The following is a 24,585-nucleotide window of genomic DNA, read 5'->3' as shown; positions in this document are numbered from 1 at the left end:
AATATGAAACAAAAACGTGCCCGCTTAATTTATAATCCAACATCTGGACAAGAAATTATGAAAAAAAATGTTGCCGAGGTCTTGGATATTCTGGAAGGGGCTGGCTTTGAAGCGTCAGCCTTTCAAACAACACCAGATGAGAACTCAGCAAAAAATGAGGCCACTCGTGCAGCCAAAGCAGGCTTTGACTTAGTTATTGCTGCAGGTGGCGATGGAACAATCAATGAGGTTGTTTCTGGGATTGCCCCACTCAAAAAGCGCCCACAAATGGCGGTTATTCCAACGGGGACAACAAATGACTTTGCACGCGCTTTAAAGATTCCAAGAGGGAATCCTGTAGAAGCAGCCAAGGTTATTGCTAAAAATCAAACCCTTCAAATGGATATTGGTCGTGCCTATGATGACAAATACTTCATCAATATTGCGGCTGCGGGTTCCTTTACGGAACTAACTTATAGTGTGCCTAGCCGCTTAAAGACAGTCCTTGGTTATTTGGCTTACCTTGTTAAGGGGGCAGAATTACTGCCACAAGTTAAAAAGGTTCCTGTCCGTATTACGCATGATGAGGGTGTCTTTGAAGGTGGCCTTTCCATGATTTTCGTTGCCTTGACCAATTCCGTTGGTGGCTTTGAAACGATTGCCCCAGATGCTAAACTGGATGATGGTAAATTTACACTAATTATGGTTAAGACAGCTAACCTCTTTGAATTGGTGGACCTCATTCGTCAGGTTCTCCAAGGTGGTAAACACATCTACGATAAGAGAATTTCCTATATCAAAACGAGCTCGCTGTATATTGAGCCTCTAAGTGATGATCGTATGATGATTAACCTCGATGGCGAATACGGTGGTGATGCACCAATTCACCTCCAAAATCTGAAGAATCATATTGAATTCTATGCAAATATTGATGAGATTTCTGATGATGCCATCACTCTTCCAGATACAGACGAATTAGCTCTTGAAGCCATCGCACAAAAATTCAGTACAGAAGCTGAAAAAATTGAGAATGACTAATGTTAAACCTTTAAGCAACCTAATATAGGCTGCTTTTTAAGTATATCTGTAGAAAATGACGCTTTCATTTGTTACAATAGAAAAAACTGGGAAATTGTTATATAGAATATTTAGAGGAGTAGATGTTTAATAAAGAAAGTGAACGTTATTTAAGTGATGATCATCGAAAGAATGGTGATTAGGTTTTCGAGTCGGCTTTTAGTAATCAAGGGCCAGAGTTTGAATCTGCTTTTCAGGAGGAAAAAGCTGAAAAGCGACATTTCTTTTTGACCCTTGTTTTGCCATTGATACTCTTAAGTGTGAGCTGGATGTCGGTCTTCTTATGAGTACAACGAAAAGAAAAAGGACTATTATTTGAGCTATAATTCTGTGGATCGTGGCCACTGGTGATGACTATCTATGGTAAATAATAACTAGACAGCAATTTTTTAGTAATAAGAGGTTTGATTATAAAGGGGGATTTTATAATGACAGCATCAAAAACCAAACGTCTCTTGTACTTTATGTCCGAATTAGAAAAGGGAAATGACATTTCAAAAACGGACTACCTAGCTCGCTTTGGTATCAGTGAGCGTACGCTTAAAGAGGATGTGAGTGAGCTAAAGGAGAACTTGACTGAACTCCGTCCAAATATGAAGGTTAAGTATTCCAGAAAATACGGTTCCTATCATGCTCAGTATGAACAAGGCTACGGTAACCTTAAATACAATCAGGCAGTTATCCTCTCTAAGATTCTTTTAGAGAGTCGTGCCCTTCGAAAGGATGAAGTAGCAGAGATAATCAACATCTTTGTTGAGAGGGCTGTAGACGACAAGGAGCGCAGACGTATCAAGCGATTGACTGAACTAGAATTAGATAGTTATCAAGAACTTAAGATTTATCAGGAACAAGATAAGTCACTCTTACCTGCTATTTCAGCTATTTTCGATGCCATAGTGGACCAACGTCCATTGTCATTTAGTTACCGTAAGCCAGGAGAAAAAGTAGAGGAATATAAGGTCTTTCCAATTTCAGTCATTTTTGACAACCACTATTTCTACTGTATTTCTTACAAACTGGATGACAACCTTACTTGTGATTATCAGTTCTCTGAAATCCGTTATTTCCGTGTGGATCGTTTCCAGACCATTCATAAATCTGAAAATGATTTGGCTTTCACGCTCAGTCCAGAACAAAAAGAACGTCTTATTACAGATGAGCAGGTGCGTTATCAGGCTTTCTCAATGCTTTCTGGTAACGAGTGGGCTCGAATTACCTTTGAGTATAAAGGACTTTACCGTGATGTCTTGGAATCCGATATTCCAAAACTAAAATTGCTTGAAGAAAGCACTAGTGATGGTGTTGATCAGGTCCGATATGAGATTGAAACCTTTAGTTTATTAGGTTTTCAAAAGTATATTCAACGCTTTGATGGGGATTTTGTGTTCCTCAAGATTGAAGCAATAGATAACAAATGAAAAAGGCCTTCGGTTATCCGAATGTCTTTTTAAATCTGACAAAAATAGTACAATTGTGTTAAAATAGGAGTACGGAAACGTTATCATTTCCATAAGGAGGGAAAATATGAAAGAAAAGAAAAAAGAAATGCAAAAACAAGTCTTAACTCTTTTAGGAATCTTGATTTTTGCCTTTGTCAATGTGTTTATCTTTGATAATAAGATGGGCGCTGGTTTTTCTGCCTTCTCAACTATCACCCTGATGAGTATTGGACTCTTGTCTAAGCGCACCAGTCTGCGAGTTTTGGCCATTATTTCCTATCTCATCAATGTGGTAGCAGCCGTTTTTGGCTTCAACTACGTTGGTTTTCTAACAGCAGTTCAAGCCATTGAACTTATCTTCGTTATCTGGTATCTTTACCCACGTGACACGTTTTTGAGGCGAGATACAACTGATAAATACACTTACCGCTATCGTTGGATTCATTTGCTCTTGACGGTTTTAATCTCAATTGGAGGTTATATCGTTTTTGCAGTTGTTTCTAGTATTTGGAATGGTTCCTTCCTAGAATACGGTGGGAACACAGCTCTTATCTTTGCCATGCAATATTTGCTCTTTTTGAGTATCACCAAGTCAAGGGAAGATGAACCGACCAAGGTTGCCCATTTGTTCCAAAAGGAACGCCGTACTAAGGAAATGAAAGCGGCAATAGAGGCCGAACGCCAAGCCAAAGAAAGAGCGCTTGCACAAGCCTTTGAGGTACCTTTAAAGGCACCTAGTCAAACGGCTACAAAATTTGGTAACAACATGATCAAATTTGCATCTGTCTGGCTTTTGGTGATGGACATGTCCATCTTGGCTTATTTCTTCCGTCCAAATGATGTTGGCTTCGGGTTTGGCGCCTTCTTTGTACTCTTGACCATTGTCTTGTCCTTGATTTTCAAATCTGAGGAAGACAAGGAGGACGTTTTCTCTATCATCTATCATAAGGTCCGTCCTATTCAACCTATTTTCTTCATTTTACTTTTGATTGCCCATGCGCATAAGTTCAGCTACGGTGCTGCTTACGCTCTCTTGTTCTCAGCTGCTTATTTCTTCTGGGCTATCAATAAGATTAATATGAAGACCCTTTTGACCTTTACAGTCATCATTTATTTCTTCCCAGTCTTTGGTTATCTCTCTAACCCATACCGTCTGGGTGCTGAAAATCTTAAGATGGTAGGTGAACTGGTGACAGACCGTGAGAAGTCTAATACCTTCTATCTCGGTCATTATTGGTCACTTCTAGGGCTACAGAGTGATGGTGAATATGAAGGAGTCCCTACTTCTTGGCAGGCTGCTAAGTTCGCTGACATTCAGACATTCTCTGATGATAGTGACATTACTTCAGGTGTCTTCCAAGTGAATAGTCACAATGATTATGATTATGATTTACATTTAAGAAATAACAAGGGCACCATTTCAGTCACAACTGGTTCTGGAAAAGATAAGAAAGAATACCAGTTCACAGACTTTGCCAGAACCTATTATCGATATGAAAAATTGAAAAAAACGGATGACCAAAAGCGTTATAAAGATTTTTACAAGGTAGGTACTGTTTCGACTGAGTTGGGAACTTATAATCTTTATCTTGAAATGAATCAAGATTGGGTTGATGAGTATCAAAAAGATCCTACTAATGTTGACTACCGTTTGCTTATCTCTGGTGACAAATTGACACCAAGAGAAGCTTACAAGAAAGCATATCATTACTAAAAAAATATCTCTGCACATTGCAGAGATATTTTTGTTTTTGTCAGTCTTTATATCCTTGTTTAGCTAATTCTCGTACCAGGACTGCTCCCAAAATCGCAGGAACTAATTGTCCCAGGAGGAGATTAATAACGAGAGCAAAATAAGGAAGTTTTAGCAAGGCACTAAGCCAGATTGGTACCACTAAAGCAGGAACGAGTAGGATTGGAAAGATGATGAACCAGCTAGATAACTTGGCTTTACGGATGAGGTAGATGCTACCAGTTGTTAAAAAGCTAGCACAGAAACCACCAACCACGTCAATCAATCCCAAACCTCCAAAAGAGTTTGCGATGGCATTAGCCAGACTAATTGGGAATACCAAAAACGGGAAGATGTAGGTTAATCCATATAAAGCAGTGGCCAGACGCATCTGAACCGCACCAAAGGAAATAGCTTGAGATACAAAGAGGATAGCGATGTAAAGAGCCATCATAATAGCTGACAGAACGAGCTTTTGAGTGGTATTAAGTTTGGTTTTCATCATTTCTCCTTAATTGGGCATAGTAAAAGAGTAGTAGTTCTACTCTTTTTGTGATTTAGGTCTAGAGTTATTTTATAAATCAATCTCTAAGACAATAGGTGTGTGGTCTTGGCGATCACCAGAGTCAATCATGTCTGATTTTGTGACCTTATCGGCAATACGATTTGAAGTCAACCAGTAGTCGATTCTCCAGCCTGTATTGTTGATTTTAGATGTTTTACTACGTTGGGCCCACCATGTGTAGGCTCCTGTAACGTCGCCATTGAGGTGACGGTAGGTATCTGTGAAACCTTTTGCAAGGAGGTTAGTGAAACCAGCACGTTCTTCATCAGTAAATCCTGGTGAACGACGATTACTTGAAGGATTAGCCAAGTCGATTTCCTTGTGGGCAACATTGTAGTCACCAGTCGCAAGAACTGGTTTCTGAGCATCCAATTCAGCTAGGTAATCCGCATATTTTTCGTCCCAGATTTGACGTTCAAGCAGACGTTTGAGGCCATCACCAGCGTTTGGTGTGTAGACCTGTGTCACAAAGAAATTGTCAAATTCAAGAGTGATGATACGTCCTTCACAGTCCATGGTTGAAGGTGCTCCGATTTCAGGATAGGTAATGACTGGATTCAATTCTTTTTTATACAAGAACATGGTTCCAGCATAACCTTTACGGGCAGGTTCAACAGATGAACGCCAAGTATTGTCATAGTCAGGGAAGTAGTCTTCCAAGATTTGCAAATGTTTTTTAGTCGGACCTTTAGCAGAGAGTTTTGTCTCTTGAATAGCAATGATGTCTGCATTTTCAGCGACCAAAGTGTCGATAACAGCGCGTGATAATTGAGCGCGTGCAGAATCACTAGTAAGGGCGGCATTTAGGGAATCAATATTCCAAGAAATTAATTTCATGTGTACAGTTTCCTTCTTTGAATTATTCTTATCTATTGTAGCAGAAAATAAGGTGTCAGGCGAGTTATGGGCTTGATAAGGGACGCTAGGAGGAGTATACTTATCTTAGATTGAGAGGTACATATTAATGAAAAAGCAATCCTACATTTATTACTTGTTTTGGGCTCTCTTATTGATACAAATCATTCTTACAATCATGATTTGGTGGTCACAGGGAATGATTCTTCCCCTTGCCATTTTTCCAGGGATGAGTCTCTACTTTCTATTTTGCTTAAGGTATCTCTTGCATTACACCCTTAATCAATCTCCCTCAGAACCCTTATTTGTCCTTCGTAGGAGTGGTCTTGGAACTAGTTTAAATCCTCAAAATCCTCTGGGTTATAAGCTTAGTCTCCTAGTGGTCATGGGTGCTTTAGTTCTTCTTTTCTGCCTAACCCTATTAGCCTTTCTTGGAAAATAGAGTCTTAGGCTTTTTTATTTGTAATTATCACTAACTAGTGATAATGTTGTTCTCATAACAAATAAAAGAATTACTGGAGGAAAGATTTATGACGATTGAACTTGGCATTTCAACTTTTGGAGAAACAACCCTCCTAGAATCGACTGGAAAAGCTATCTCTCATGACCAACGTATTCGAGAACTCGTTGAAGAGATTGAATTGGCGGATCAGGTTGGACTAGATATTTATGCGATTGGAGAGCATCACCGTGAAGATTTTGCAGTGTCGGCACCGGAAATTGTTCTTGCAGCAGGTGCTGTGAATACCAAGAAGATTCGTTTATCTAGTGCAGTGACCATTTTGTCATCTATTGACCCGGTTCGTGTCTATCAGCAGTATGCAACCATTGATGCTCTGTCAAGTGGCCGTGCAGAAATCATGGCGGGTAGAGGCTCCTTTGTTGAGAGTTTCCCACTTTTTGGCTATGATCTTTCAGACTATGATGAACTTTTCAATGAAAAACTAGACATGCTTCTGGAAGTGAGAAAGCAAACGAATTTAACTTGGCAAGGTAAGCATACTCAATCTGTTGACAATCGCCCTGTGTATCCGCGAGCAGTCCAAGAAGACTTTCCGGTATGGGTAGCGACAGGTGGTCACATTGAGTCGACCATTCAAATTGCGGAAAAAGGTCTGCCAATTGCCTATGCTACAATTGGAGGAAATCCGAAGGCCTTTGCAAAATTAGTTGAGGTCTATAAGGAAATCGGTGCTCGAAATGGTTATTCGGATGAACAACTTAAGGTGGCTGCTCATTCTTGGGGGTGGATTGAAGAGAATAATTTCCAAGCGATAGAGAATTATTTTTATCCAACAAAACAAACAGTGGATAACATTGCTAAGGATCGCCCACACTGGTCTGAAATGACTAAAGATCAGTACTATGCTAGTGTTGGACCAAACGGAGCCATGTTCGTTGGGGACCCTGCTCACGTCGCTCAAAAAATCATTCGTATTATTGAGGATTTACAGCTAGATCGCTTCATGCTTCATCTCCCGATTGGTTCTATGCCACATGAAGACGTTCTAAAGGCCATTAAACTTTATGGTGAAGAAGTGGCGCCGATTGTTCGTCGTTATTTTGAAAATAAAGGGTAATTGGTTGAAGGTAGACCTCAAGTTCTCTCTACTATTGTCATCATCACTGTTCTATGATAGGATGGAAGATAATTGATAAAGAGAAGAGGAAAATTATGCGAAAGCTGTCAGAAGCAGAATGGATAAGTCGTTTTGAGCAAGTTCAAGGGCGGAAACCGAAACCAGATGAACTACAATTAGCTTATCAGTCTGGCCTTATTGGAATCTCGAAAAATTATAATTATATCTATATTCTTCTGGGGGCTCTAGTAGCAATCGTAGTTGGCATTGGCTTGACTCTAGTCTCTAGTTCAATGAAGAACGTCAAACAGACTAAGTCATCTGCCACAGTGGCTAGCTCGATATTTTCATCGACAGATAAGGCTAGTGCCTCATCAAGTACTTCATCGACCGGAAATACGAGGACAAGTGAATCTAGCAGTGCAAGTATTGACACACCTGATGCTAACCATGCCAAGGAAGCCTATACTGAAAATCCACGTTGGACCAATGATAAGGCTAGTCGACTTGCTAGTTTGATGGTTTCTTGGGGCAATCAGATGAATCAGCCTGGATACAAAGAAATCACCAATGAGGCTTCTTCTTTGCCTATCCGTTGGATGTCGGACCATAACCAGACTGTGGATGCTACTTATGCTGCAAATGGTAATAGCAGTTCTGAGTATACTATTGTTTCCGTTTACGAGAGATGGGAAAATGTATCAGTTCACCGTTATTTCTTTACCATTAAAAAAGATGGGACTCCCTTTGTTCTTTATTCACCAACTACCAATGGTGGTGTCTATTATGTCAAAGAAACAGAAAATGCAGACCTTAAATCAGGATATGCAGATATTGTAAACAATTAAAAACTAGGAATCCGACTGGGTTCCTAGTTTTTACTTTGAAGACAAGTCAAGCTGTGCTCAGCTCGTCTGCAGTTATTCGCTCTTATTTAACCTTCTTAGCTAACATGGTTGCAAATTGAAGGGCGATGGGATTGCCATATTCATCCAAACGGTGAAGGTGACCAAGATTTTCATTATACTTGACTAACTCCCAGTCACTATAATAATTTTTCAACTCTCCCTCTTCAAACGTAAATGGGAAAGGCATGGTACAAGGGTGTTCCTCAGTATCCATGGCACAAACAATCAGATTGTAACCACCTACGACCGTACGCTCTTGCATATTCTTGATAATAGCCGGAATTTGATTGGGATCAAGGAACATAAAGACTACTGTTGAGAGGATGAAATCAAAGGTCTCAGACTCAGGAAGAGCAGCAGCATTGATATCGTAGTAGCCAGCTCTAACATTGTAATTTTCCTCATCTGCAATCATTTGGATGCGTTGTGTAGCTTCGTTATTAACATCAACGGCTGTAACATCATGCCCAAGAGATGCCAAATAAAGAGCGTTACGGCCATGACCACAGCCTAGGTCAAGGGTGCGACCAGGTTTGATATGGCCAGATTGGACAGCTTCAAGAACCTCGGAGTGGGCCCTAGTGTCATACTTTTTAGCCATGTAGTCCTCAGGCTTACAGTAAAAAGAAAGATAGCATTCCAAATCATCTGAAGCAGCAGCGATGCGATGCCAAGCTTGTGGTTCAACAAAAGGAATCTCTGTCTCGGGGGTAAAGAGGTGCTCGGCAGTAACCTCTCCCTGTTCGTCTAATTCGTAGAAGTGAAGAGATCCCGATAGAATGGTCAATTTAGCCCAAGTTCCCACCTTAGTATTGTGTTTTTGCGTCACCATTTCCGGAAGTGTTGTAGCTGTCCAGTTTGGTAAACGTTTGTAGCAAAGAAGTTGCTGATCTATAGTCATTTTATGAGTTCCTTTCAAACGGTATGGCTCTATTATAGCAAAAGTATGGAAAAAGAAAAAAAGCCTAGCCGGGTGAGCTAGACGCTTTTCTTGTGAGAGATCTGATAATCTAGGAATGGGAAAAGTGTTTGGGGAAGATAGTTATAAATGTTAAGAAGGGTTCCTAGACTATTTAGAAAATGTTTATGAGAATAATAAATTTTAAATGACAAAACGCTTATCTACAGCTCATTATATCTCTCTTTACATTATCTATTGTACCAAAAAAAACCAGAGAAAACTTACATATATCAAAAATATGTAAGAAACAATCATGAACAGTCATTTTCTGGTCTTGAATGGTAATTTTGTGAGAATTATTTTGAACGATTACTAATCTAGTGAGCTAATACCAACGACTATGTGCTTTAATAGACTAAAAAACGCCTAGCTGCTGTTGCTAGACGTTCTTTATTAGGAGAGATCTGGAAATCTAGGAATGGGGGAAAAGTGTTTGGGGAAGATAGGTATAAATGTTAAGAAGGGTTCCTAGACTATGTTATTCTGTTTATGAGAATAATGAGCAAAAACTAACAAAGTTGAGTTCTATAACTCATCCGGTCTCTCTTTACATTTTCTATTTTACCAAAAAAACGAAGAAAATCTTACGTATTTTTAAAATATGTAAGAAATAATCATGAACAGTCATTTTCTAGTCTTGAATGGTCAACTCACCTGTATAAAAAAAGCAGAACCTGATAGGTCTGCTTATGAATTGTAGTAATAGTGTAAGAACTTAGACAATCTTGCTATAGAGTTTCTTAACATTGTTAATATCAACAGGTTGGATACTTGTCTTACCACCTTTAGGTTCCATTACAGAGGCAACGGCACTGTTGTGCTCAAGTCCAATTGAGTGTCCTAATTCGTGTTCTGCAGTGTTAAGGAGTTTTCCACCATTCTTTTGATAATAATTGTTTTGAACATGGAAGGTATTCAAGTAAACAGTAGCATTACTATATTGCTTTGTTGGGAGGTAGTAAGTAGAGTAGGTAACCCCAAGAGGAGCTGCTACATTACCTTCATAACGTTCATCAGCAATGATGTTAGCTTTTTGTTTATCGTTAGTGAGCAAGAAATTAAAGGCACCAGTGTTATTCCAAGAAGTGATAGCTTGTTTGTAGGCGTTCACGATTTCAGGATTCTTAGCATTGATGAAGACTGTTGCTTCCTTACTTGACCAGTGAGGAGTGTCGTAATTCTCTTTTACCAGTTCGTTATTCTTTTGCCATACTTGAGCAACTCGGTCCACTGGTTTAGCAGGTTGGATAGGAGTGGCTTTAGGAGCTGTAGGTTTAGTGACAGTCGTTGTTGGTTTCTTAGGCTGAGTTGTAGGTGTTTTAGGTTTGTTAGCGACTGTGGCCACTTTTTTAGGTTGACTAACAGCAGGAGTTGATTGTTTAGGTTTCGGTGTAGCTGTTGTCGTTGGTTTTGTAGAAGGTGTTAATGGTTTTGGAATATAAGTAGATAGAATCTTATGAACGTTACCATTATTAATTTCTGTTGACACCCATGTAGCACCATCATTTGACCAGGTTTGTGCTTGAGCAACAGTTTCGGTCTTTGGTTCAGCTTGATTTTCTACAGCCTTCTGATTGCTATCTGTATTTGTCGGAATTCTAGTCTCATAGGTTTTGCTGCCAGTCTGGCTGTCGACAGTACTATTAGCTGTTTGACTATCTTGTTTCAATTCCTCAAAAGTCGTAGTATTTGCGGGAGTTTGTTCATAGTCATTTTCATGTGTATGAAGACCATCCACAGAGGTATGTGACACAGTAGTCACAGTAGTAGGTGTTTCACTAGATACACCTGTTTGAGCGATGATATTTGTATTTGTAGCTGTTTCAAGTTCGGAAAATGTCAGAGCCTGATTAGGATCTGAAACATAGGTTTGATCCGCAGAGGCATGCTGAGGACTTCCCACAAGAAAAGCACTAATGATACCGACAGTTGCAAGGGTCAAGATGGTCTTTGTCTTAGTCCCTTGTGTTTTAAATGAACGTAACATAACTTTCTCCTTTTTAATATCAAACAAAAACAGTTCTCATGATAACACCTAAAAATGAAGATGAAATGACAAGGAGATAACAATTGTTTTATAAATGAAATGTGGTGGGTTAAAAAGATTTTATGCTGTAAAAAAAGGAATATTATCCGATTAATTATGATAAAATGTTAGGTAGGTATATTAAAGTATATTAGAAAGAAAGAGGGAAATAAGATGCTTTCTATTATCGTCCTTGAAGATGATGCCTTGCAGCGTCATCGTGTTAGTCGTTTATTGGACGAAGCAGTTGAGGAGTCGAAGGCCGTTGTTGATGGGATTACCTTTTATGAGCAGGGTCAGGAATTGTTAGATACTGACAGGGACTCAGGTAAATCCATGGTTTATCTTTTGGATATTGACCTCAAGAATCAGACCAAGCAGGGACTAGATATTGGCTTGGAGATTCGAAAAGAAGATTTAAAGGCACAAATTGCTTTTGTAACGGCCTATTCCGAATTTATGCCTTTGACCTTTCGTTATAAGATTCAAGCCCTTGATTTTGTAGATAAATCCATGGACGATGTGGATCTTAAGAGAGCCCTAGTAGAACTATTAGATTTTGCTCAGTCACAGGTTGAACAAGAAACTAAGGCTCAGAGCCTAACTGTCAAAACAGATAAAAATGATGTCAATCTTCCTTATGAAGATATTTTATATATTGAGACAGCTCCGGTACCCCATAAGTTGATTGCCCACACCAAGTTAAACTTGGTAGAATTCTATGGAAAGATTGCAGAGGTAGCAAAGTTGGATGACATTTTCTTCCAAACGCATCGCTCCTTTGTTGTCAATGTTAGCAATGTCGCCAGCGTTGATCGTACAGCTAATATGGTATTTTTTGAGGGTGATGAGTCTTGTCTGCTCTCGCGCACACGTAAAAAGGAATTTTTGGAACGGTTGAAAAACCGTTAAAGTTTTAGCTCTCCTTTTTTCTTTAATTGTTATTGAAATTTTTCTGAAATTAGGGATAACTATTCAACTTTATCTCATTTATTATCAGGAATTATGATAGAATAGCAGTATGACCTTTTGTTGTTTATTTAGAATCTTTAGAAGGAAGTTGCTAACCATTAAATGATACTCAATTTACAAATTGCATTAGAGTTTCTTTTGCATTTCATCGTTATACAGTGGATTTACGAAAAGACTAGCCTGGTTAGGATACCACGTATGATTCTTCCTATTGCGTTCCTAGTTGAATGTATAGGGGGAATACTGGGGATGTCATATAATGTCGGTTTGTCCTTTATGACACCTTTCTACCTTCTTTTCTATGCTTATTTCTATGGCAAGGAAAGAACCACCAATATGTTGGCGTTTTATGCCTTCTATCCTCTTGTTCTTTATCTTTTGATTTTTAATGGTTATGCCTACTTTTTGATGCCGGGATTTGGTATCACATCGGATTTTCTTAACAAAAGTTATCTTTATTTTATTTTCTTTGACCTTTTAATTATTCCAACATTTGTTGCTCTTTCCAAACTTCTTAATATTGATTTTAAATATTTGAGGGTTTTGGAGCGAGATCGCAAATTTGGTCGGATAATGTTTTTCACTAACTTTGTTTTGATTAGTTATGTGATTATGAACTATTCCGTAGTTGTGGCTTCGCGTTTCTTTGATTTGTACTATGCTGGCCATATTATAACCTTGATTGGCTATATAGCGATTCTTTATGCTGTTTACAGTGTCAATAGATACGCAGATGAGTACTTTGAAAATGAGCGAAGAAAAGAAAATCGTCGTCACTTGGATGACCTAGAGAAGTATTCTGAGCAGGTTGAAAGTCTTTACGAAACGTTACGCAGTTTCCGTCACGACTATACTAATGTCATGATTTCGCTTAATGAAGCCATTCAGATGAAAGACATTGACCAGATTAAGATGATTTATGACAGTGTCCTTAAAGATTCTGCATCAGATCTGAATCAGCAAAAGTTTGATTTAGCAAAACTAACACGAGTGACCAACATGCCACTCAAGAGTCTTCTATCATCTAAATTGGCTGAAGCTTTTGATAAGGGAATTCAATGTCATGTTGAGGTTGAAGAAGGTGTTTTCTTCACAGAAGTGCGTGCTCTAGACTTGATTACAATCATATCCATTCTTTGTGACAATGCTATTGAAGCTACTGTATTGGCAGATAAACCAAAATTATCTATTGCTATCTTTAAGATGGGAAATCAATCAGTTATTGTTGTTGAAAATTCAACTAAGGAAGCTTATATTGATGTAACTCCTTTGAAACAAAGAGGATTTTCAACAAAAGGAACAGGTCGAGGGTTGGGCTTGGCAAATATCGAAGAGATTCTCTTTAGATACGATAATGTCACGCTTGAAACGGAATCAGCACAACACCGTTTTGTCCAATTATTGTCTATTACACCAAAAGAAGATTAATGGGGATTTAATAAGAATTTTTAGAATTCTTATTAATCCCTATTTTTATGTTAAAAAGTATGGTAAAATAGGGAAGTTAATCATGTGTTTTTTAATTCAGGGGGATTTATTATGTTGAAAGACGAATGGTTAGAGTACTTTGAGGCTGTGAATGGCCGAAAACCAAGACCAATCGACTTTAAAGAAGCCTTGGAACGAGGAGAGTTTGTTCTCTCTGAAGGTGCAGAGGCTAACCAAGTAGCTGATCAAGGAGAAACATCAGCTGACCAACAGTTTGAAGAAGGAACCGCAACTGCCAGAGCACTAGCCCAGTCTCAGAAAGAGCGTGACAACGCGCAAGAGGCTATGGCAAATGCGGCCCAAGAAAAGCGGAAGGCCCTATCTCAAGAGACTGTTGGTCAAGTAAGAACCATTCAGTCGGGCCGTCAGGCTGAGGATATTCAAAAAGAAGAGGAACAACGTAAACGCGTCGCAGAGGCTAAGGAGCGTTTGGCAAGTTATGCGCCAACCCGTCCAGATGCAGGAAATCATTCTGTTAATACCTCGAGTGAACCTAATCAATCTATTCCAGTTTTCAGTAACCAAGCACAGCATCTTGGATTGTCTGAGGATTTGACAAAACTTGATCATAAGGAAGAAAAAGCAGCTAAGAAGCTTGCTCGTCAAGCTGCTCGTGATAAGAAAAAGGCTGAAAAATTAGCTGCTAAAGCTAAATCTAAGGAAGAACAGACAGTTGCCAAACTAGAAAAGAGATTGGAAAGTCAGGTTCGTCTTCTCGAAACGATTCAAAACGCTAATCAAAAATCGCAAAAGGCCAAAAATTGGGGTAAAGGAGCCTTGATATCTAGTCTTGTTGCTGTTGTTTTGATGTTGCTTGTCGGTGGTGTCTACGGTTTTTGGCGTAATGCTTCGGGGAACATTGAGGGGACTTGGGAATTAAAATCGTCTAAGGTCTTGGATGAAAATTCTGGAAAGTTAACCAATGCTCTGAAAGAACATGAAGATAAAGATGAAATTTACGTCTCTTTCCTTAAAGTTGATCAGTCTAATAATTTACAAACACATTCTTACTTTTATAAAAAAGGTGAGGAGGATCAGCCTACTTTTACAGCTTCAGATTATTTGAAGGAATATCAAGTTGTTGATCAGTGGAATAAATCGATCACCTATACTAAAGAAGTTTCAGAATTTAAGCGTGAGTTAACTAAAGTTGTCTCGCAACTTTATCCAAATGCAGATAAGAATCTAGTAGATTACTATATTTCGGATAACGTAGATAACTACCGACTCTACCGTAAAGGGAAACGCACCAAGTCCTATACTGTAAATAAAGATACCTTGGTTGTTTCTACCTACAACGAGGATGGCAAGTTGACCAGTCGTGATACTTACGAGAAAGTGTCGAAGGCAGCGGCTAAGGGTTTAGAAGCTGAATATGCTGGAGCAAAGGTAGCTTATGAAAAAAATCATAAGACTACGACTAAGAAATAGTCGAAAAGGAAGTTAGAGTTTGACTCTAACTTTTTTTGTAGAAATTTTAAGTCTGTCAAGTTTTTTTCTTGACACATAAAAATGATATGGTATACTAGTTAAGGTCGAGGGGCGATAAGTGCCTCCACCATAATAAAAAACTAAAGAAAAGAGATATTAAAAATGGCAGTAAAAATCCGTTTGACTCGTATGGGTTCTAAGAAAAAACCTTTCTACCGTATTAACGTTGCAGATTCACGTGCTCCACGTGATGGACGTTTCATCGAAACAGTTGGTACTTACAACCCACTCGTTGAAGAAAACCAAGTAACACTTAAAGAAGAACGTGTTCTTGAGTGGTTGTCTAAAGGTGCACAACCTTCAGATACAGTTCGTAACATCCTTTCAAAAGAAGGCGTTATGAAGAAATTCCACGAATCAAAATTCTCAAAATAATTTTTTAGCCTATGGATACCATTGAAAATCTTATTATCGCTATCGTTAAACCTTTAATTGCTTCACCAGATCAGTTGACCATCAAAATTTTTGACGGTCCTGAGTTTTTGGAGTACCATCTTGATCTTGCCCCAGCCGATATTGGGCGAGTTATCGGGAAAAAAGGACGTACTATTACGGCGATAAGAGCGATTGTCTATTCGGTACCTACTCAAGGTAAAAAAGTTCGTCTTGTTATTGACGAAAAAGAGAAAGCTTAAGAGGTGACCCTAGGGTTGCCTTTTTTGCATATTTTGGTTATACCTAGAAGTCTTTGGTATAATAAGAGCGTCAAAGCATTAAGCTCAAGGAAAAACTAGAAATCTAGTTTAGAGGTCAGCTTAATGACTAAGTTGAAGCATTAGCCTAAAAAAGGAGTAGTTATGACTTATCAGGAAGCGTTGGATTGGATTCATGGACAATTAAAATTTGGCATCAAGCCTGGCTTGGAGCGTATGGCTTGGATGCTTAAAGAGTTGGGAAATCCACAAGATAATCTCAAGGCTGTGCATATCGTGGGAACAAACGGCAAAGGGTCTACAGTCAATGCCCTACAAACCATTTTTACCCAGGCGGGCTATGAAGTTGGAACCTTTACTTCACCCTATATTATTGACTTCAAGGAACGAATCTCTCTTAATGGTCAGATGATTTCAGAAGAGGACTTACTTGACCTGGTTAATCGTGTGAAGCCTGTGGTTGAACGTTTACCAAAAGAGACAGAGCATGAAAATGCGACAGAGTTTGAAATTATCACAGTCTTGATGTTCCTCTATTTTGGTCAGATCCATCCTGTGGATATCGCATTCATTGAAGCGGGAATGGGTGGTCTTCATGATTCGACTAATCTCTTTAAGCCCTTGGCAGTCCTATGTCCTTCGATTGGTTTAGACCATCAGGCTATTTTGGGAAATACCCATGCTGAAATTGCAGCAGAAAAAGCCGGTGTTTTGAAGAATGGGGCTCCCTTTATTTATGCGACTGACCGTCCTGATGTTCGAGATGTTTTCGAGAAGAAGGCGCGTGAAGAAGGGTCTAAGACCTATGAGCTGGGAAGAGATTTCACAGCTGAAGGGTCAAGCCACTCCTTTGATTTTACCTATGGAGAGCAAAGGTTAGATAATATAGCCTTGGCTATGGCCGGTCAACACCAAGTAGCAAATGCTAGCTTGGCTATCATGGCTTCTTTATTGCTTCAAAAAGATTATCCTAAAGTAACTCTTGAACTTATAAAGCATGCCCTGGCTCATGCCAATTGGCGAGGTCGAACAGAATTTTTAAGACCTAATCTCATGATTGATGGTGCTCATAATAATGAGAGTGTTAAAGTTTTGATTGACTTGTTGCAATCAGAATATGCAGATAAGGAGATTGAACTTCTCTTTGCGGCTATTGACACCAAGCCTATTGATGGCATGCTTGCCCAACTAAAATTGGTTGGTGACTTGACTGTAACGAGTTTTGACTATCCAAACAGTGTTAAATTAGATAAATACCCAGAGGCCTATAAGCAGGTACCAGACTTCAAAACATGGATTAAAGAACATGTGACGACTGACAATAAGAAACTTTATGTGGTAACGGGATCTCTATACTTCATTTCTCAGGTCAGAAAATGGGTTTTAGAGCAGGCAAGTGATGGTTAAGACTTGAAAGATAACATTTAGGAGCGTATAATAGCCCTGGTATGTTTTAAAAGTAAGGAGATGACAATGTTTCAACGTCTGAAAAACATTTTAATCGGTGAACCTTTAACTCATGATGATAGTGGTGATGAACACTTATTGTCCAAGATTCAGGCCTTGGCCATGTTGTCGAGTGATGCACTTTCATCTATCGCCTATGGTCCAGAGCAGGTCGTCTTGGTTCTGACAGCTGTATCTAGTGCGGCTATTTGGTGGTCAATCCCTATTGGGCTTTTGGTTCTCGTCCTTTTGGCCAGTCTTACCATTTCTTATAGACAGGTTATCAAAGCCTATCCTCAAGGTGGTGGCGCCTATATGGTAACGACGGAAAATCTGTCTCCTAAGTTTGGCTTGATAGCTGGGGGTAGTCTTTTGGTCGATTACATGTTGACGGTTGCTGTTTCAGTGGCCTCAGGTGCAGATGCCATTACTTCAGCCCTTCCTTTCCTGCATCCTTTCAATCTTGAAATATCAATGATTTTGGTGCTTGTTTTGATGGTTATGAACCTTAGGGGAATGCGTGAATCGGCAAAATCTTTGATGATACCGGTTTATCTTTTCATTGTTTCGACGCTCTTCCTATTGGGATTTGGTTTCTTTCAAATTCTAACGGGTCATATGCCTAACGCAGCCACAGCACATTTAGGACAACCAATTACAGGTGTGTCTTTGATTCTTATTTTAAGGGCCTTTACTTCAGGTTCTGCCTCATTGACAGGGGTAGAAGCTATCTCTAACGCGGTGCCTTTCTTTAAGAAACCTAAGGCCAAAAATGCAGCTTCAACCCTCTTTATTATGTCTAGCATTTTGGGGGCTATGTTTGCGGGAATCACCTTCCTCAACTGGTGGACAGGTATTACACCTCATGCAGGAGTAACCATCTTGTCACAAATGGCTAGAGAAATTCTCGGTCAGTCATGGATTGGTAGTATTCTATTTTACGTTTTCCAATTCTCTACTGCCATGATTCTTGCAGTAGCGGCTAACACAGGTTTTTCAGCCTTTCCGATGTTGTCCTTTAATATGGCGAAAAATAAATACATGCCTCACATGTACCTTGAAAAAGGGGCACGTATGGGATACTCTAATGGGATCTTGACACTTGCAATCGGTGCCATTACCCTTTTGTTTATTTTCCGAGGAAATACGGAACGTTTGATTCCGCTTTATACCATCGGTGTATTTATTCCATTTGCTCTTTCTCAAACGGGGATGGTTATCCATTGGATTCGTGAATATGGTAAGGGATTCTGGAAACACTCTTTAGCTAATATCTTGGGCGCCCTCATTTGTTATGCTATTGTTCTCATTCTCTTCCTTTTCCGTTTAGGAGATATCTGGCCATTCTTCCCAATTATTGCAATCTTGATGTGGATGTTCCTTAAGATTAAAAAACACTATAATGGTGTTGCTCAACAGTTGCGTATTGATGGAGCGGTAGAAGAACACCATTATCAAGGAAATATTGTTCTTATCCTCGTTGGGAATGTTACCAAGGCTAATATCGGAGCTATTTCCTATGCACGTTCTATTGGTGACAAGGTTATCGCCATGCATGTATCTACTAAGGATACTGAGAACAAGGACAAGGAAACTGAACAAGAGTTTAAAAAATATTTCCCTGAAATTGAGATGGTTCATATCCAATCACCATACAGCTCAATCACTCAGTCAACCATTCAGTATGTGGACGAGGTCGCCACTCAAGCTGAGAAGGATAATGCGACTTTGACAGTCATGATTCCTCAGTTTGTGCCTAAAAAATCATGGCAAACCATGCTTCATAACCAGATGAGTTTGCGATTGAAATATTACCTCAAATGGCGTGAGAATATTGTCATTTCATCTTATTCTTACCACTTGAAAGACTAAAAAATATAAGCGAAGATAACCTCTATATGAAAGGTAGTCTTCGCTTTTTTTGAGGTTTAGGTAGCTAGGAAATCTCATTTTTTGCAAGAAAAATCCAGCGAAATAAGGTATAATAGATAGTATTATAACGTTGCAAGAGGAAATTATGGCAAATCAAGAAAAAGTAGAACAAGCAGTCTATCAACTATTGGAAGCTCTAGGTGAAAATCCTGAGCGTGAGGGACTTTTGGACACACCAAAACGTGTGGCTAAGATGTATGCTGAAATGTTTTCAGGTCTAAATGAAGACCCTAAGGATCAATTTACAGCTGTCTTTTCAGAAGTCCATGACGAAGTTGTCCTTGTCAAGGATATTCCTTTTTACTCTATGTGTGAGCACCATTTGGTTCCATTTTATGGTAAGGCCCACGTGGCTTATTTGCCAAGTGGAGACAAGGTGACAGGACTTTCCAAATTAGCGCGTGCGGTTGAAGTAGCTGCTCGTCGTCCGCAGTTGCAAGAACGTCTTACAGATCAAGTTGCTACAGCACTTGAAGAAGCTCTGAATCCTCGAGGAGTTTTTGTCATGGTTGAAGCAGAGCACATGTGCATGACCATGCGAGGCATTAAGAAACCAGGAAGTAAGACAATCACAACTGTCGCTAAGGGCCTTTATAAAGAAGACCGTGAAGAACGCAAGGAAATTCTTTCATTGATGCGTGATTTTTAGGAGTTAAGATGTTTATTGGCAAACATGAGATTGCAGGTAAGGCCTGTATTATGGGAATCTTGAATGTCACCCCTGATTCTTTCTCAGATGGTGGCGATTTTGACACTGTAGAAGATGCTTTGGCTCAGGTTGAGCGTATGATTGCCCAAGGGGCTGCCATTATCGATGTAGGTGGCGAATCTACAAGACCAGGAGCAGAATTTGTAACTGAGGAAGAAGAGATTGCTCGTATCGTGCCAGTTATTCAGGCTATCAAGGCAAAATATGATGTGCTCATCAGTATTGATACCTATAAGACAGCCACTGCCAGAGCTGCTCTTGAAGCAGGTGCAGATATTCTAAATGATGTCTGGGCTGGACTCTATGATGGTCAGATGCTAGCTTTAGCAGCTGAAAAGAATGTGCCGATTATTCTCATGCATAATCAAAAAGAAGAAGTATACAATGATGTCACAGAAGATGTCTGTACATTCCTTAGTCAACGTGCCCAGGCCGCCTTGGAAGCAGGTGTGGCCAAGGACAATATATGGATTGATCCAGGCTTTGGCTTTGCGAAAAATGTCCAACACAATATTGACCTGCTAAAAGGTTTGGACAAGGTCGTTGACTTGGGCTATCCTGTTCTTTTTGGGATTTCTCGTAAGCGTGTTGTGGACTACCTACTAGGTGGAAATACCCAAGCTAAGGACCGTGATCAGGGAACGGCTGCTCTGTCTGGCTATGCTGTTAGCAAGGGTTGTCAGATTGTCCGTGTGCATAATGTCGACGCCAATCGTGATATTGTTAAGACCATTTCAGGAATTTTATGACACTAAAAAAAGCTCAATTGAGCTTTTTTTCTTAGTCTTGAATTGTCCAAACGCTGACAGATTTTTCAGAAACTGGGAAGTCTCCCCATCCGTCTTTGTCGATGGTTACAGTATCAGAGCAGTTTCCAAGAATGTCGTAGAAGGTTTGGCCGGCCCAATCACTACCAATTTCCATAGACTTGCTGTTAGCAGCATCATTAGAGATTGTTACAGCTAATGGAGAGCCATCTTCGTTGCCAGAGCGTGTCCATCCAATACAGTTTGGATCATCAAAGTAGTCTGTTTGCTCTCCGTAAGCTAGGTCTTTACGAGCGTAGAGCAAGGTATCTAGGATTTCTTGGAAATTTTCTTGGGCAAATTCACCTTCGATGCCATAGTAGTCACCATAAAATAGGCAAGGAAGACCGTCTTCACGGAGAAGGATGAGAGCATAAGCAGCTGGTTTAAACCATTCTTCAACAGTAGATTCTAGAGCTTGTCCGCGTTGAGTGTCGTGGTTGTCTACGAAGGTTACAGCATGTTCAGGATGATTTTTGACCAAGGAATGATCGAAAATTGTCGTCAAATCATAATCGGCACCATCTAAGCTAGCCTTGTGTAGATTGTTGTGAAGCGGAACATCGACGAGGTCAAAACGTTTTTCAATCTTTTCAAGATAGGTATTATTATCTTCTTCATTACCATTCCAAAATTCACCAAAGACATAGAAATCCTGCCCTTGTTTTTCTTTGACATCACGGATAAAGTTACGCATGAAGAATGAATCGATGTGCTTGATTGCATCCATGCGGAATCCTTGAACACCTGTTGTTTCAACGAACCAATCTGCCCATTCGTAAATGTTTTCAATAACTTCAGGGTGTTTATAGTCTAGGTTAGCATACATGAGGTAGTCAAAGTTCCCATTTTCGTTATCAACTAAGTCGTTGTCTGCCCAACCTTTGTTGTCACCTTGGATAAGATAGATGCCACTTTTATTACGTTTGGCATCGAAGTCAGTTCCGTTAAAGTGGTACCAGTGCCATTCAAAATCGTTGTAGGCTTTATTGCGTCCGTTAAAGGTGAAATGTGTCCAGCCTTCGATTTCAAATGGTTCGCTGATTTCTTGGGTGCGGTCCTCTGGGTCAACTTCGACCACTTCGAAGGTCTCGAGTTTATCGGCTGCTGCCTTGTGGTTAAGCACAACGTCGGCCATAGGTACAATACCAACTTCTTTGAGTTGGTTGATAGCATTGAGATACTCTTCTTTGAGGCCGTATTTTGTGCGGACTGTTCCTTTTTGGTCGAATTCTCCAAGGTCAAAGAGGTCATAGACTCCGTAACCAACATCATCTTTGTTGGTGGCCTTAAAAGCAGGTGGCATCCAAACGTGGCTGATGCCCAGGTCTGCTAAATGTTGGGCATCTTCAGCCAAATTGTTCCAGTGTTGTCCGTCACTTGGGAGATACCACTCAAAGTATTGCATTGCGGTTTGATTTGTCATAGTTTTTTTCCTTATTAGTTGAGATAGTCTTGCTTGTAATCAGGAATCTTTTTAACTCCTGTGCCTATATTTTACCAAATCAGAAGAATTATGCAACCGATTGCATACGCGTAAACACAATAACTTCAGATCTGTCTAAAATATCATACTAATTAGAGACCAACTTTTCAACTGTTTTGTGCTAGAATAAAGAGGAGTCTAGTCGTGTGAAGGAGAAACTATGGATAAAATTATTTTAAATGGTTGCCGTTTTTATGGCTATCACGGGGCTTTTGCTGAGGAACAGACCCTGGGACAAATTTTTGTGGTAGATTTGGAATTGGCTGTTGATCTAACCAAGGCCTCACAGAGTGACAATCTAGATGATACGGTTCACTATGGATTGGTTTTTGAAGCTGTGCAAAAACAAGTGGAAGATAAAAAGTACATTTTGATTGAGCGTTTAGCTGGTGCAATTTGCGAGGATCTATTTGCACAGTTTCCACCAATTCAATCTATTAAAGTTCGAATTACCAAGGAAAATCCCCCAATTAATGGGCATTATAAGAGTGTTGGTATCGAATTGGAGCGTAGCCGATGACAAGAGTTTATTTGAGTTTGGGATCTAATATGGGAGACCGTCAGGGCTATCTTCAAAAAGCTGTGAAGGCCTTGAATGACCTACCTGAGACGGAGGTTAAAGCGGTATCCTCTTATTATGAAACGGCTGCTTGGGGACTGACAAATCAGGCTGATTTTTTGAATCTTGCCTTGGCTTTAGAGACGAAGTTGCCAGCAGAGACCTTACTAAGGTCATGTCAGCAAATTGAAAAAGATCTTGATCGCGTTCGTCATGAGCATTGGGGGCCTCGGACAGTAGATATCGATATTCTTCTATATGGGCAGGAAATTTGGGAGACTGAGCACCTTAAAGTGCCCCACCCTTATATGAGCCAGAGAGCTTTTGTTTTGGTGCCCTTAGTAGAAATAGCAGATGATTTGGTTGACCCCAAAACTGGGCAAGCCTACAAAAATTATTTGAGTCACTTAAACACTAGTGATGTCCGTAAATTGGAACTTATGGACTAGCTTTGCGTGAAATTCCTTGTCGTCAAGATGGGGAATTTTTGCTATAATTAAACTTGGCTTTTTGCTGTATTTTTCTTCTAATTTTTAGGGAAAAATACTAACTCATTTTTAGGTAGTGATAGTAACATGGGGGAGTCTATCACGATACCTACAAAGAAATCAATGTATAGAAAAAGTATGGAAAATAACATGTTAGATGAACTTAAAGAAGATTTAGTGGGAATTGATATTCGTTTCGACGAACCCTTAAAACGTTATACATATACCAAGGTTGGTGGTCCAGCAGATTATTTGGCCTTTCCACGTAACCGCTATGAACTCTCTCGTATTGTCAAATTTGCTAATAAGCATGACATTCCTTGGATGGTGCTTGGTAATGCCAGTAATTTGATTGTCCGTGACGGTGGTATCAGAGGTTTTGTGATTATGTTTGACAGGCTCAATGGTATCGCAGTTAATGGTTATCAAATTGAAGCTGAAGCGGGAGCTAACTTGATTGCGACAACCAAGGTGGCTCGTTTCCAAAGTTTGACCGGTTTTGAATTTGCTGCGGGGATTCCAGGTAGTATTGGTGGTGCTGTCTTTATGAATGCTGGTGCCTATGGTGGCGAGATTGCCCATGTCTTGGTTTCTGCTCAGGTTCTTACAAAAGACGGTGATATTCGTACGATTGACGCAAGGGATATGCGTTTTGGTTATCGTCGTTCAGTGCTCCAAGAAACAGGTGAAGTGGTTATCTCAGCTAAATTTAACCTCAAACCAGGAGATTACGAGCAAATCAAGAATGAGATGAATCGTCTTAATCATTTGCGAGAGCTTAAACAACCTCTTGAATACCCTTCATGTGGTTCGGTCTTTAAACGCCCACCAGGTCATTTTGCAGGTCAGCTTATTGTGGAAGCAAATCTCAAGGGACATCGTATCGGTGGTGTTGAGGTGTCAACTAAGCATGCTGGATTCATGGTCAATGTTGATCACGGAACAGCTAAAGACTATGAAGATCTTATTGCAGATGTCATCGCTAAGGTTAAGGAAAATTCAGGTGTAACACTTGAGCCTGAAGTACGTATCATTGGCGACAAATTAAACTAATAAAACCCTATCCCTATATTTGCTATCCATGGAGGATTTATGACAATTGACTAATCCGATTATTGCCTTTCGAAACGTCTCAAAAGTGTTTGAAGATAGTGGCACACAAGTTTTAAAAGACATCAACTTTGAACTAGAAGAAGGTAAGTTCTATACCCTACTCGGGGCTTCTGGTTCTGGTAAATCAACGATTTTGAACATCATTGCAGGTCTCTTAGATGCGACCAGTGGTGACGTCCTTTTGGATGGAAAGCGTATCAATGATATTCCTATTAATAAAAGGGATGTCCACACCGTTTTTCAATCTTACGCCCTCTTTCCACATATGAATGTCTTTGACAATGTGGCTTTTGCCCTTAAATTGAAAAAGGTGCCAAAAA

At 39.7% G+C, this 24,585-nt stretch carries 23 protein-coding genes; 18 read left to right on the top strand and 5 right to left on the bottom strand.

Annotated elements, in window-relative coordinates:
- The first annotated feature begins 3 nt into the window (after nt 1–3).
- The 3 genes from HMPREF2697_RS06405 (at nt 4) to HMPREF2697_RS06395 (ending at nt 4,209) form a co-directional block, all read left to right on the top strand.
- A complete protein-coding gene (locus HMPREF2697_RS06405) occupies nt 4–1,017 on the top strand; it encodes a diacylglycerol kinase (protein ID WP_070850033.1) in 1,014 nt (337 codons plus the stop codon).
- Nucleotides 1,018–1,484: 467 nt separating this feature from the next.
- Nucleotides 1,485–2,474 (top strand): helix-turn-helix transcriptional regulator, encoded by a 990-nt coding sequence (locus tag HMPREF2697_RS06400; RefSeq protein ID WP_070850032.1) that lies wholly within the window; start codon nt 1,485–1,487, stop codon nt 2,472–2,474.
- Between the two features lie 106 nt (nt 2,475–2,580).
- Nucleotides 2,581–4,209, top strand: coding sequence for a hypothetical protein (locus tag HMPREF2697_RS06395; protein WP_070850030.1), 1,629 nt, complete (start codon nt 2,581–2,583; stop codon nt 4,207–4,209).
- 40 nt (nt 4,210–4,249) lie between these two features.
- Here the strand turns inward: HMPREF2697_RS06395 and HMPREF2697_RS06390 are convergent, their stop codons facing one another.
- Nucleotides 4,250–4,729, bottom strand: a complete 480-nt coding sequence (locus tag HMPREF2697_RS06390; RefSeq protein WP_070850028.1) for a QueT transporter family protein — start codon at nt 4,727–4,729, stop codon at nt 4,250–4,252.
- 72 nt (nt 4,730–4,801) lie between these two features.
- A complete protein-coding gene (locus tag HMPREF2697_RS06385; RefSeq protein ID WP_002884246.1) occupies nt 4,802–5,629 on the bottom strand; it encodes an exodeoxyribonuclease III in 828 nt (275 codons plus the stop codon).
- A gap of 548 nt (nt 5,630–6,177) precedes the next feature.
- Here HMPREF2697_RS06385 and HMPREF2697_RS06375 point away from each other — a divergent pair.
- Together HMPREF2697_RS06375 and HMPREF2697_RS06370 are read left to right on the top strand one after the other, a co-directional pair.
- Nucleotides 6,178–7,227, top strand: a complete 1,050-nt coding sequence (locus HMPREF2697_RS06375) for an LLM class flavin-dependent oxidoreductase (RefSeq protein WP_070850027.1) — start codon at nt 6,178–6,180, stop codon at nt 7,225–7,227.
- Between the two features lie 95 nt (nt 7,228–7,322).
- Nucleotides 7,323–8,075, top strand: coding sequence for a DUF4767 domain-containing protein (locus tag HMPREF2697_RS06370; RefSeq protein WP_070850026.1), 753 nt, complete (start codon nt 7,323–7,325; stop codon nt 8,073–8,075).
- Nucleotides 8,076–8,157: 82 nt separating this feature from the next.
- Here the strand turns inward: HMPREF2697_RS06370 and tehB are convergent, their stop codons facing one another.
- Complete coding sequence (gene tehB, locus HMPREF2697_RS06365) at nt 8,158–9,036, bottom strand: SAM-dependent methyltransferase TehB (protein WP_070850024.1); 879 nt, start codon at nt 9,034–9,036, stop codon at nt 8,158–8,160.
- A gap of 775 nt (nt 9,037–9,811) precedes the next feature.
- Complete coding sequence (locus tag HMPREF2697_RS06360; protein ID WP_070850022.1) at nt 9,812–11,083, bottom strand: matrixin family metalloprotease; 1,272 nt, start codon at nt 11,081–11,083, stop codon at nt 9,812–9,814.
- 213 nt (nt 11,084–11,296) lie between these two features.
- Here HMPREF2697_RS06360 and HMPREF2697_RS06355 point away from each other — a divergent pair, with 213 nt between their 5' ends.
- The 9 genes from HMPREF2697_RS06355 to folP all read left to right on the top strand — a co-directional run bounded on the left by HMPREF2697_RS06355 (nt 11,297) and on the right by folP (nt 20,562).
- Complete coding sequence (locus HMPREF2697_RS06355; protein WP_004183124.1) at nt 11,297–12,034, top strand: LytR/AlgR family response regulator transcription factor; 738 nt, start codon at nt 11,297–11,299, stop codon at nt 12,032–12,034.
- 309 nt (nt 12,035–12,343) lie between these two features.
- Complete coding sequence (locus HMPREF2697_RS06350) at nt 12,344–13,522, top strand: sensor histidine kinase (RefSeq protein ID WP_049553627.1); 1,179 nt, start codon at nt 12,344–12,346, stop codon at nt 13,520–13,522.
- A gap of 111 nt (nt 13,523–13,633) precedes the next feature.
- Entirely contained in the window at nt 13,634–15,013 is a 1,380-nt protein-coding gene (locus HMPREF2697_RS06345) for a hypothetical protein (RefSeq protein ID WP_049553626.1), read from the top strand.
- Between the two features lie 162 nt (nt 15,014–15,175).
- A complete protein-coding gene (rpsP, locus tag HMPREF2697_RS06340; protein WP_002884675.1) occupies nt 15,176–15,448 on the top strand; it encodes a 30S ribosomal protein S16 in 273 nt (90 codons plus the stop codon).
- 11 nt (nt 15,449–15,459) lie between these two features.
- Entirely contained in the window at nt 15,460–15,708 is a 249-nt protein-coding gene (locus HMPREF2697_RS06335) for a KH domain-containing protein (RefSeq protein ID WP_014632751.1), read from the top strand.
- 162 nt (nt 15,709–15,870) lie between these two features.
- Nucleotides 15,871–17,133 carry a bifunctional folylpolyglutamate synthase/dihydrofolate synthase gene (locus HMPREF2697_RS06330; protein ID WP_045771950.1) on the top strand — a complete coding sequence of 421 codons (1,263 nt, stop codon included), beginning with the start codon at nt 15,871–15,873 and terminating at the stop codon, nt 17,131–17,133.
- A gap of 66 nt (nt 17,134–17,199) precedes the next feature.
- On the top strand, nt 17,200–19,044 hold the full coding sequence (locus HMPREF2697_RS06325; RefSeq protein WP_045771949.1) for an APC family permease: 1,845 nt from the start codon (nt 17,200–17,202) through the stop codon (nt 19,042–19,044).
- Nucleotides 19,045–19,189: 145 nt separating this feature from the next.
- A complete protein-coding gene (gene folE, locus HMPREF2697_RS06320; protein WP_002884345.1) occupies nt 19,190–19,753 on the top strand; it encodes a GTP cyclohydrolase I FolE in 564 nt (187 codons plus the stop codon).
- 8 nt (nt 19,754–19,761) lie between these two features.
- Entirely contained in the window at nt 19,762–20,562 is an 801-nt protein-coding gene (gene folP / locus HMPREF2697_RS06315) for a dihydropteroate synthase (protein ID WP_045771948.1), read from the top strand.
- A gap of 31 nt (nt 20,563–20,593) precedes the next feature.
- Here folP and HMPREF2697_RS06310 read toward each other — a convergent pair whose 3' ends face one another.
- Nucleotides 20,594–22,045, bottom strand: a complete 1,452-nt coding sequence (locus HMPREF2697_RS06310) for an alpha-amylase (RefSeq protein WP_004183109.1) — start codon at nt 22,043–22,045, stop codon at nt 20,594–20,596.
- A gap of 220 nt (nt 22,046–22,265) precedes the next feature.
- On the opposite strand from HMPREF2697_RS06310, the gene folB reads away from it, so the two are divergent.
- The 4 genes from folB to HMPREF2697_RS06290 form a co-directional block, all read left to right on the top strand.
- The gene (gene folB, locus HMPREF2697_RS06305) at nt 22,266–22,625 is read left to right on the top strand and encodes a dihydroneopterin aldolase (RefSeq protein WP_004183107.1); all 360 of its coding nucleotides are present in this window, start codon (nt 22,266–22,268) and stop codon (nt 22,623–22,625) included.
- Complete coding sequence (gene folK / locus HMPREF2697_RS06300) at nt 22,622–23,113, top strand: 2-amino-4-hydroxy-6-hydroxymethyldihydropteridine diphosphokinase (RefSeq protein WP_004183105.1); 492 nt, start codon at nt 22,622–22,624, stop codon at nt 23,111–23,113. The genes folB and folK overlap by 4 nt, the downstream gene beginning before the upstream one ends.
- A gap of 189 nt (nt 23,114–23,302) precedes the next feature.
- Nucleotides 23,303–24,205, top strand: coding sequence for a UDP-N-acetylmuramate dehydrogenase (gene murB, locus HMPREF2697_RS06295; protein WP_004183103.1), 903 nt, complete (start codon nt 23,303–23,305; stop codon nt 24,203–24,205).
- Between the two features lie 46 nt (nt 24,206–24,251).
- On the top strand, nt 24,252–24,585 hold a 334-nt coding region (locus HMPREF2697_RS06290), incomplete at its 3' end, for an ATP-binding cassette domain-containing protein (protein WP_142350086.1).

It is taken from the genome of Streptococcus sp. HMSC064D12 (assembly GCF_001837205.1).
Classification (GTDB): domain Bacteria; phylum Bacillota; class Bacilli; order Lactobacillales; family Streptococcaceae; genus Streptococcus; species Streptococcus salivarius_D.
This window is presented reverse-complemented; position numbering and strand designations above follow the sequence as displayed.

Coding starts and splice junctions, on each gene's coding strand:
- HMPREF2697_RS06405 (WP_070850033.1), top strand. CDS start 4: ATGAAACAAAAACGTGCCCGCTTAATTTATAATCCAACATCTGGACAA.
- HMPREF2697_RS06400 (WP_070850032.1), top strand. CDS start 1,485: ATGACAGCATCAAAAACCAAACGTCTCTTGTACTTTATGTCCGAATTA.
- HMPREF2697_RS06395 (WP_070850030.1), top strand. CDS start 2,581: ATGAAAGAAAAGAAAAAAGAAATGCAAAAACAAGTCTTAACTCTTTTA.
- HMPREF2697_RS06390 (WP_070850028.1), bottom strand. CDS start 4,729: ATGAAAACCAAACTTAATACCACTCAAAAGCTCGTTCTGTCAGCTATT.
- HMPREF2697_RS06385 (WP_002884246.1), bottom strand. CDS start 5,629: ATGAAATTAATTTCTTGGAATATTGATTCCCTAAATGCCGCCCTTACT.
- HMPREF2697_RS06375 (WP_070850027.1), top strand. CDS start 6,178: ATGACGATTGAACTTGGCATTTCAACTTTTGGAGAAACAACCCTCCTA.
- HMPREF2697_RS06370 (WP_070850026.1), top strand. CDS start 7,323: ATGCGAAAGCTGTCAGAAGCAGAATGGATAAGTCGTTTTGAGCAAGTT.
- tehB (WP_070850024.1), bottom strand. CDS start 9,036: ATGACTATAGATCAGCAACTTCTTTGCTACAAACGTTTACCAAACTGG.
- HMPREF2697_RS06360 (WP_070850022.1), bottom strand. CDS start 11,083: ATGTTACGTTCATTTAAAACACAAGGGACTAAGACAAAGACCATCTTG.
- HMPREF2697_RS06355 (WP_004183124.1), top strand. CDS start 11,297: ATGCTTTCTATTATCGTCCTTGAAGATGATGCCTTGCAGCGTCATCGT.
- HMPREF2697_RS06350 (WP_049553627.1), top strand. CDS start 12,344: ATGTCATATAATGTCGGTTTGTCCTTTATGACACCTTTCTACCTTCTT.
- HMPREF2697_RS06345 (WP_049553626.1), top strand. CDS start 13,634: ATGTTGAAAGACGAATGGTTAGAGTACTTTGAGGCTGTGAATGGCCGA.
- rpsP (WP_002884675.1), top strand. CDS start 15,176: ATGGCAGTAAAAATCCGTTTGACTCGTATGGGTTCTAAGAAAAAACCT.
- HMPREF2697_RS06335 (WP_014632751.1), top strand. CDS start 15,460: ATGGATACCATTGAAAATCTTATTATCGCTATCGTTAAACCTTTAATT.
- HMPREF2697_RS06330 (WP_045771950.1), top strand. CDS start 15,871: ATGACTTATCAGGAAGCGTTGGATTGGATTCATGGACAATTAAAATTT.
- HMPREF2697_RS06325 (WP_045771949.1), top strand. CDS start 17,200: ATGTTTCAACGTCTGAAAAACATTTTAATCGGTGAACCTTTAACTCAT.
- folE (WP_002884345.1), top strand. CDS start 19,190: ATGGCAAATCAAGAAAAAGTAGAACAAGCAGTCTATCAACTATTGGAA.
- folP (WP_045771948.1), top strand. CDS start 19,762: ATGTTTATTGGCAAACATGAGATTGCAGGTAAGGCCTGTATTATGGGA.
- HMPREF2697_RS06310 (WP_004183109.1), bottom strand. CDS start 22,045: ATGACAAATCAAACCGCAATGCAATACTTTGAGTGGTATCTCCCAAGT.
- folB (WP_004183107.1), top strand. CDS start 22,266: ATGGATAAAATTATTTTAAATGGTTGCCGTTTTTATGGCTATCACGGG.
- folK (WP_004183105.1), top strand. CDS start 22,622: ATGACAAGAGTTTATTTGAGTTTGGGATCTAATATGGGAGACCGTCAG.
- murB (WP_004183103.1), top strand. CDS start 23,303: ATGTTAGATGAACTTAAAGAAGATTTAGTGGGAATTGATATTCGTTTC.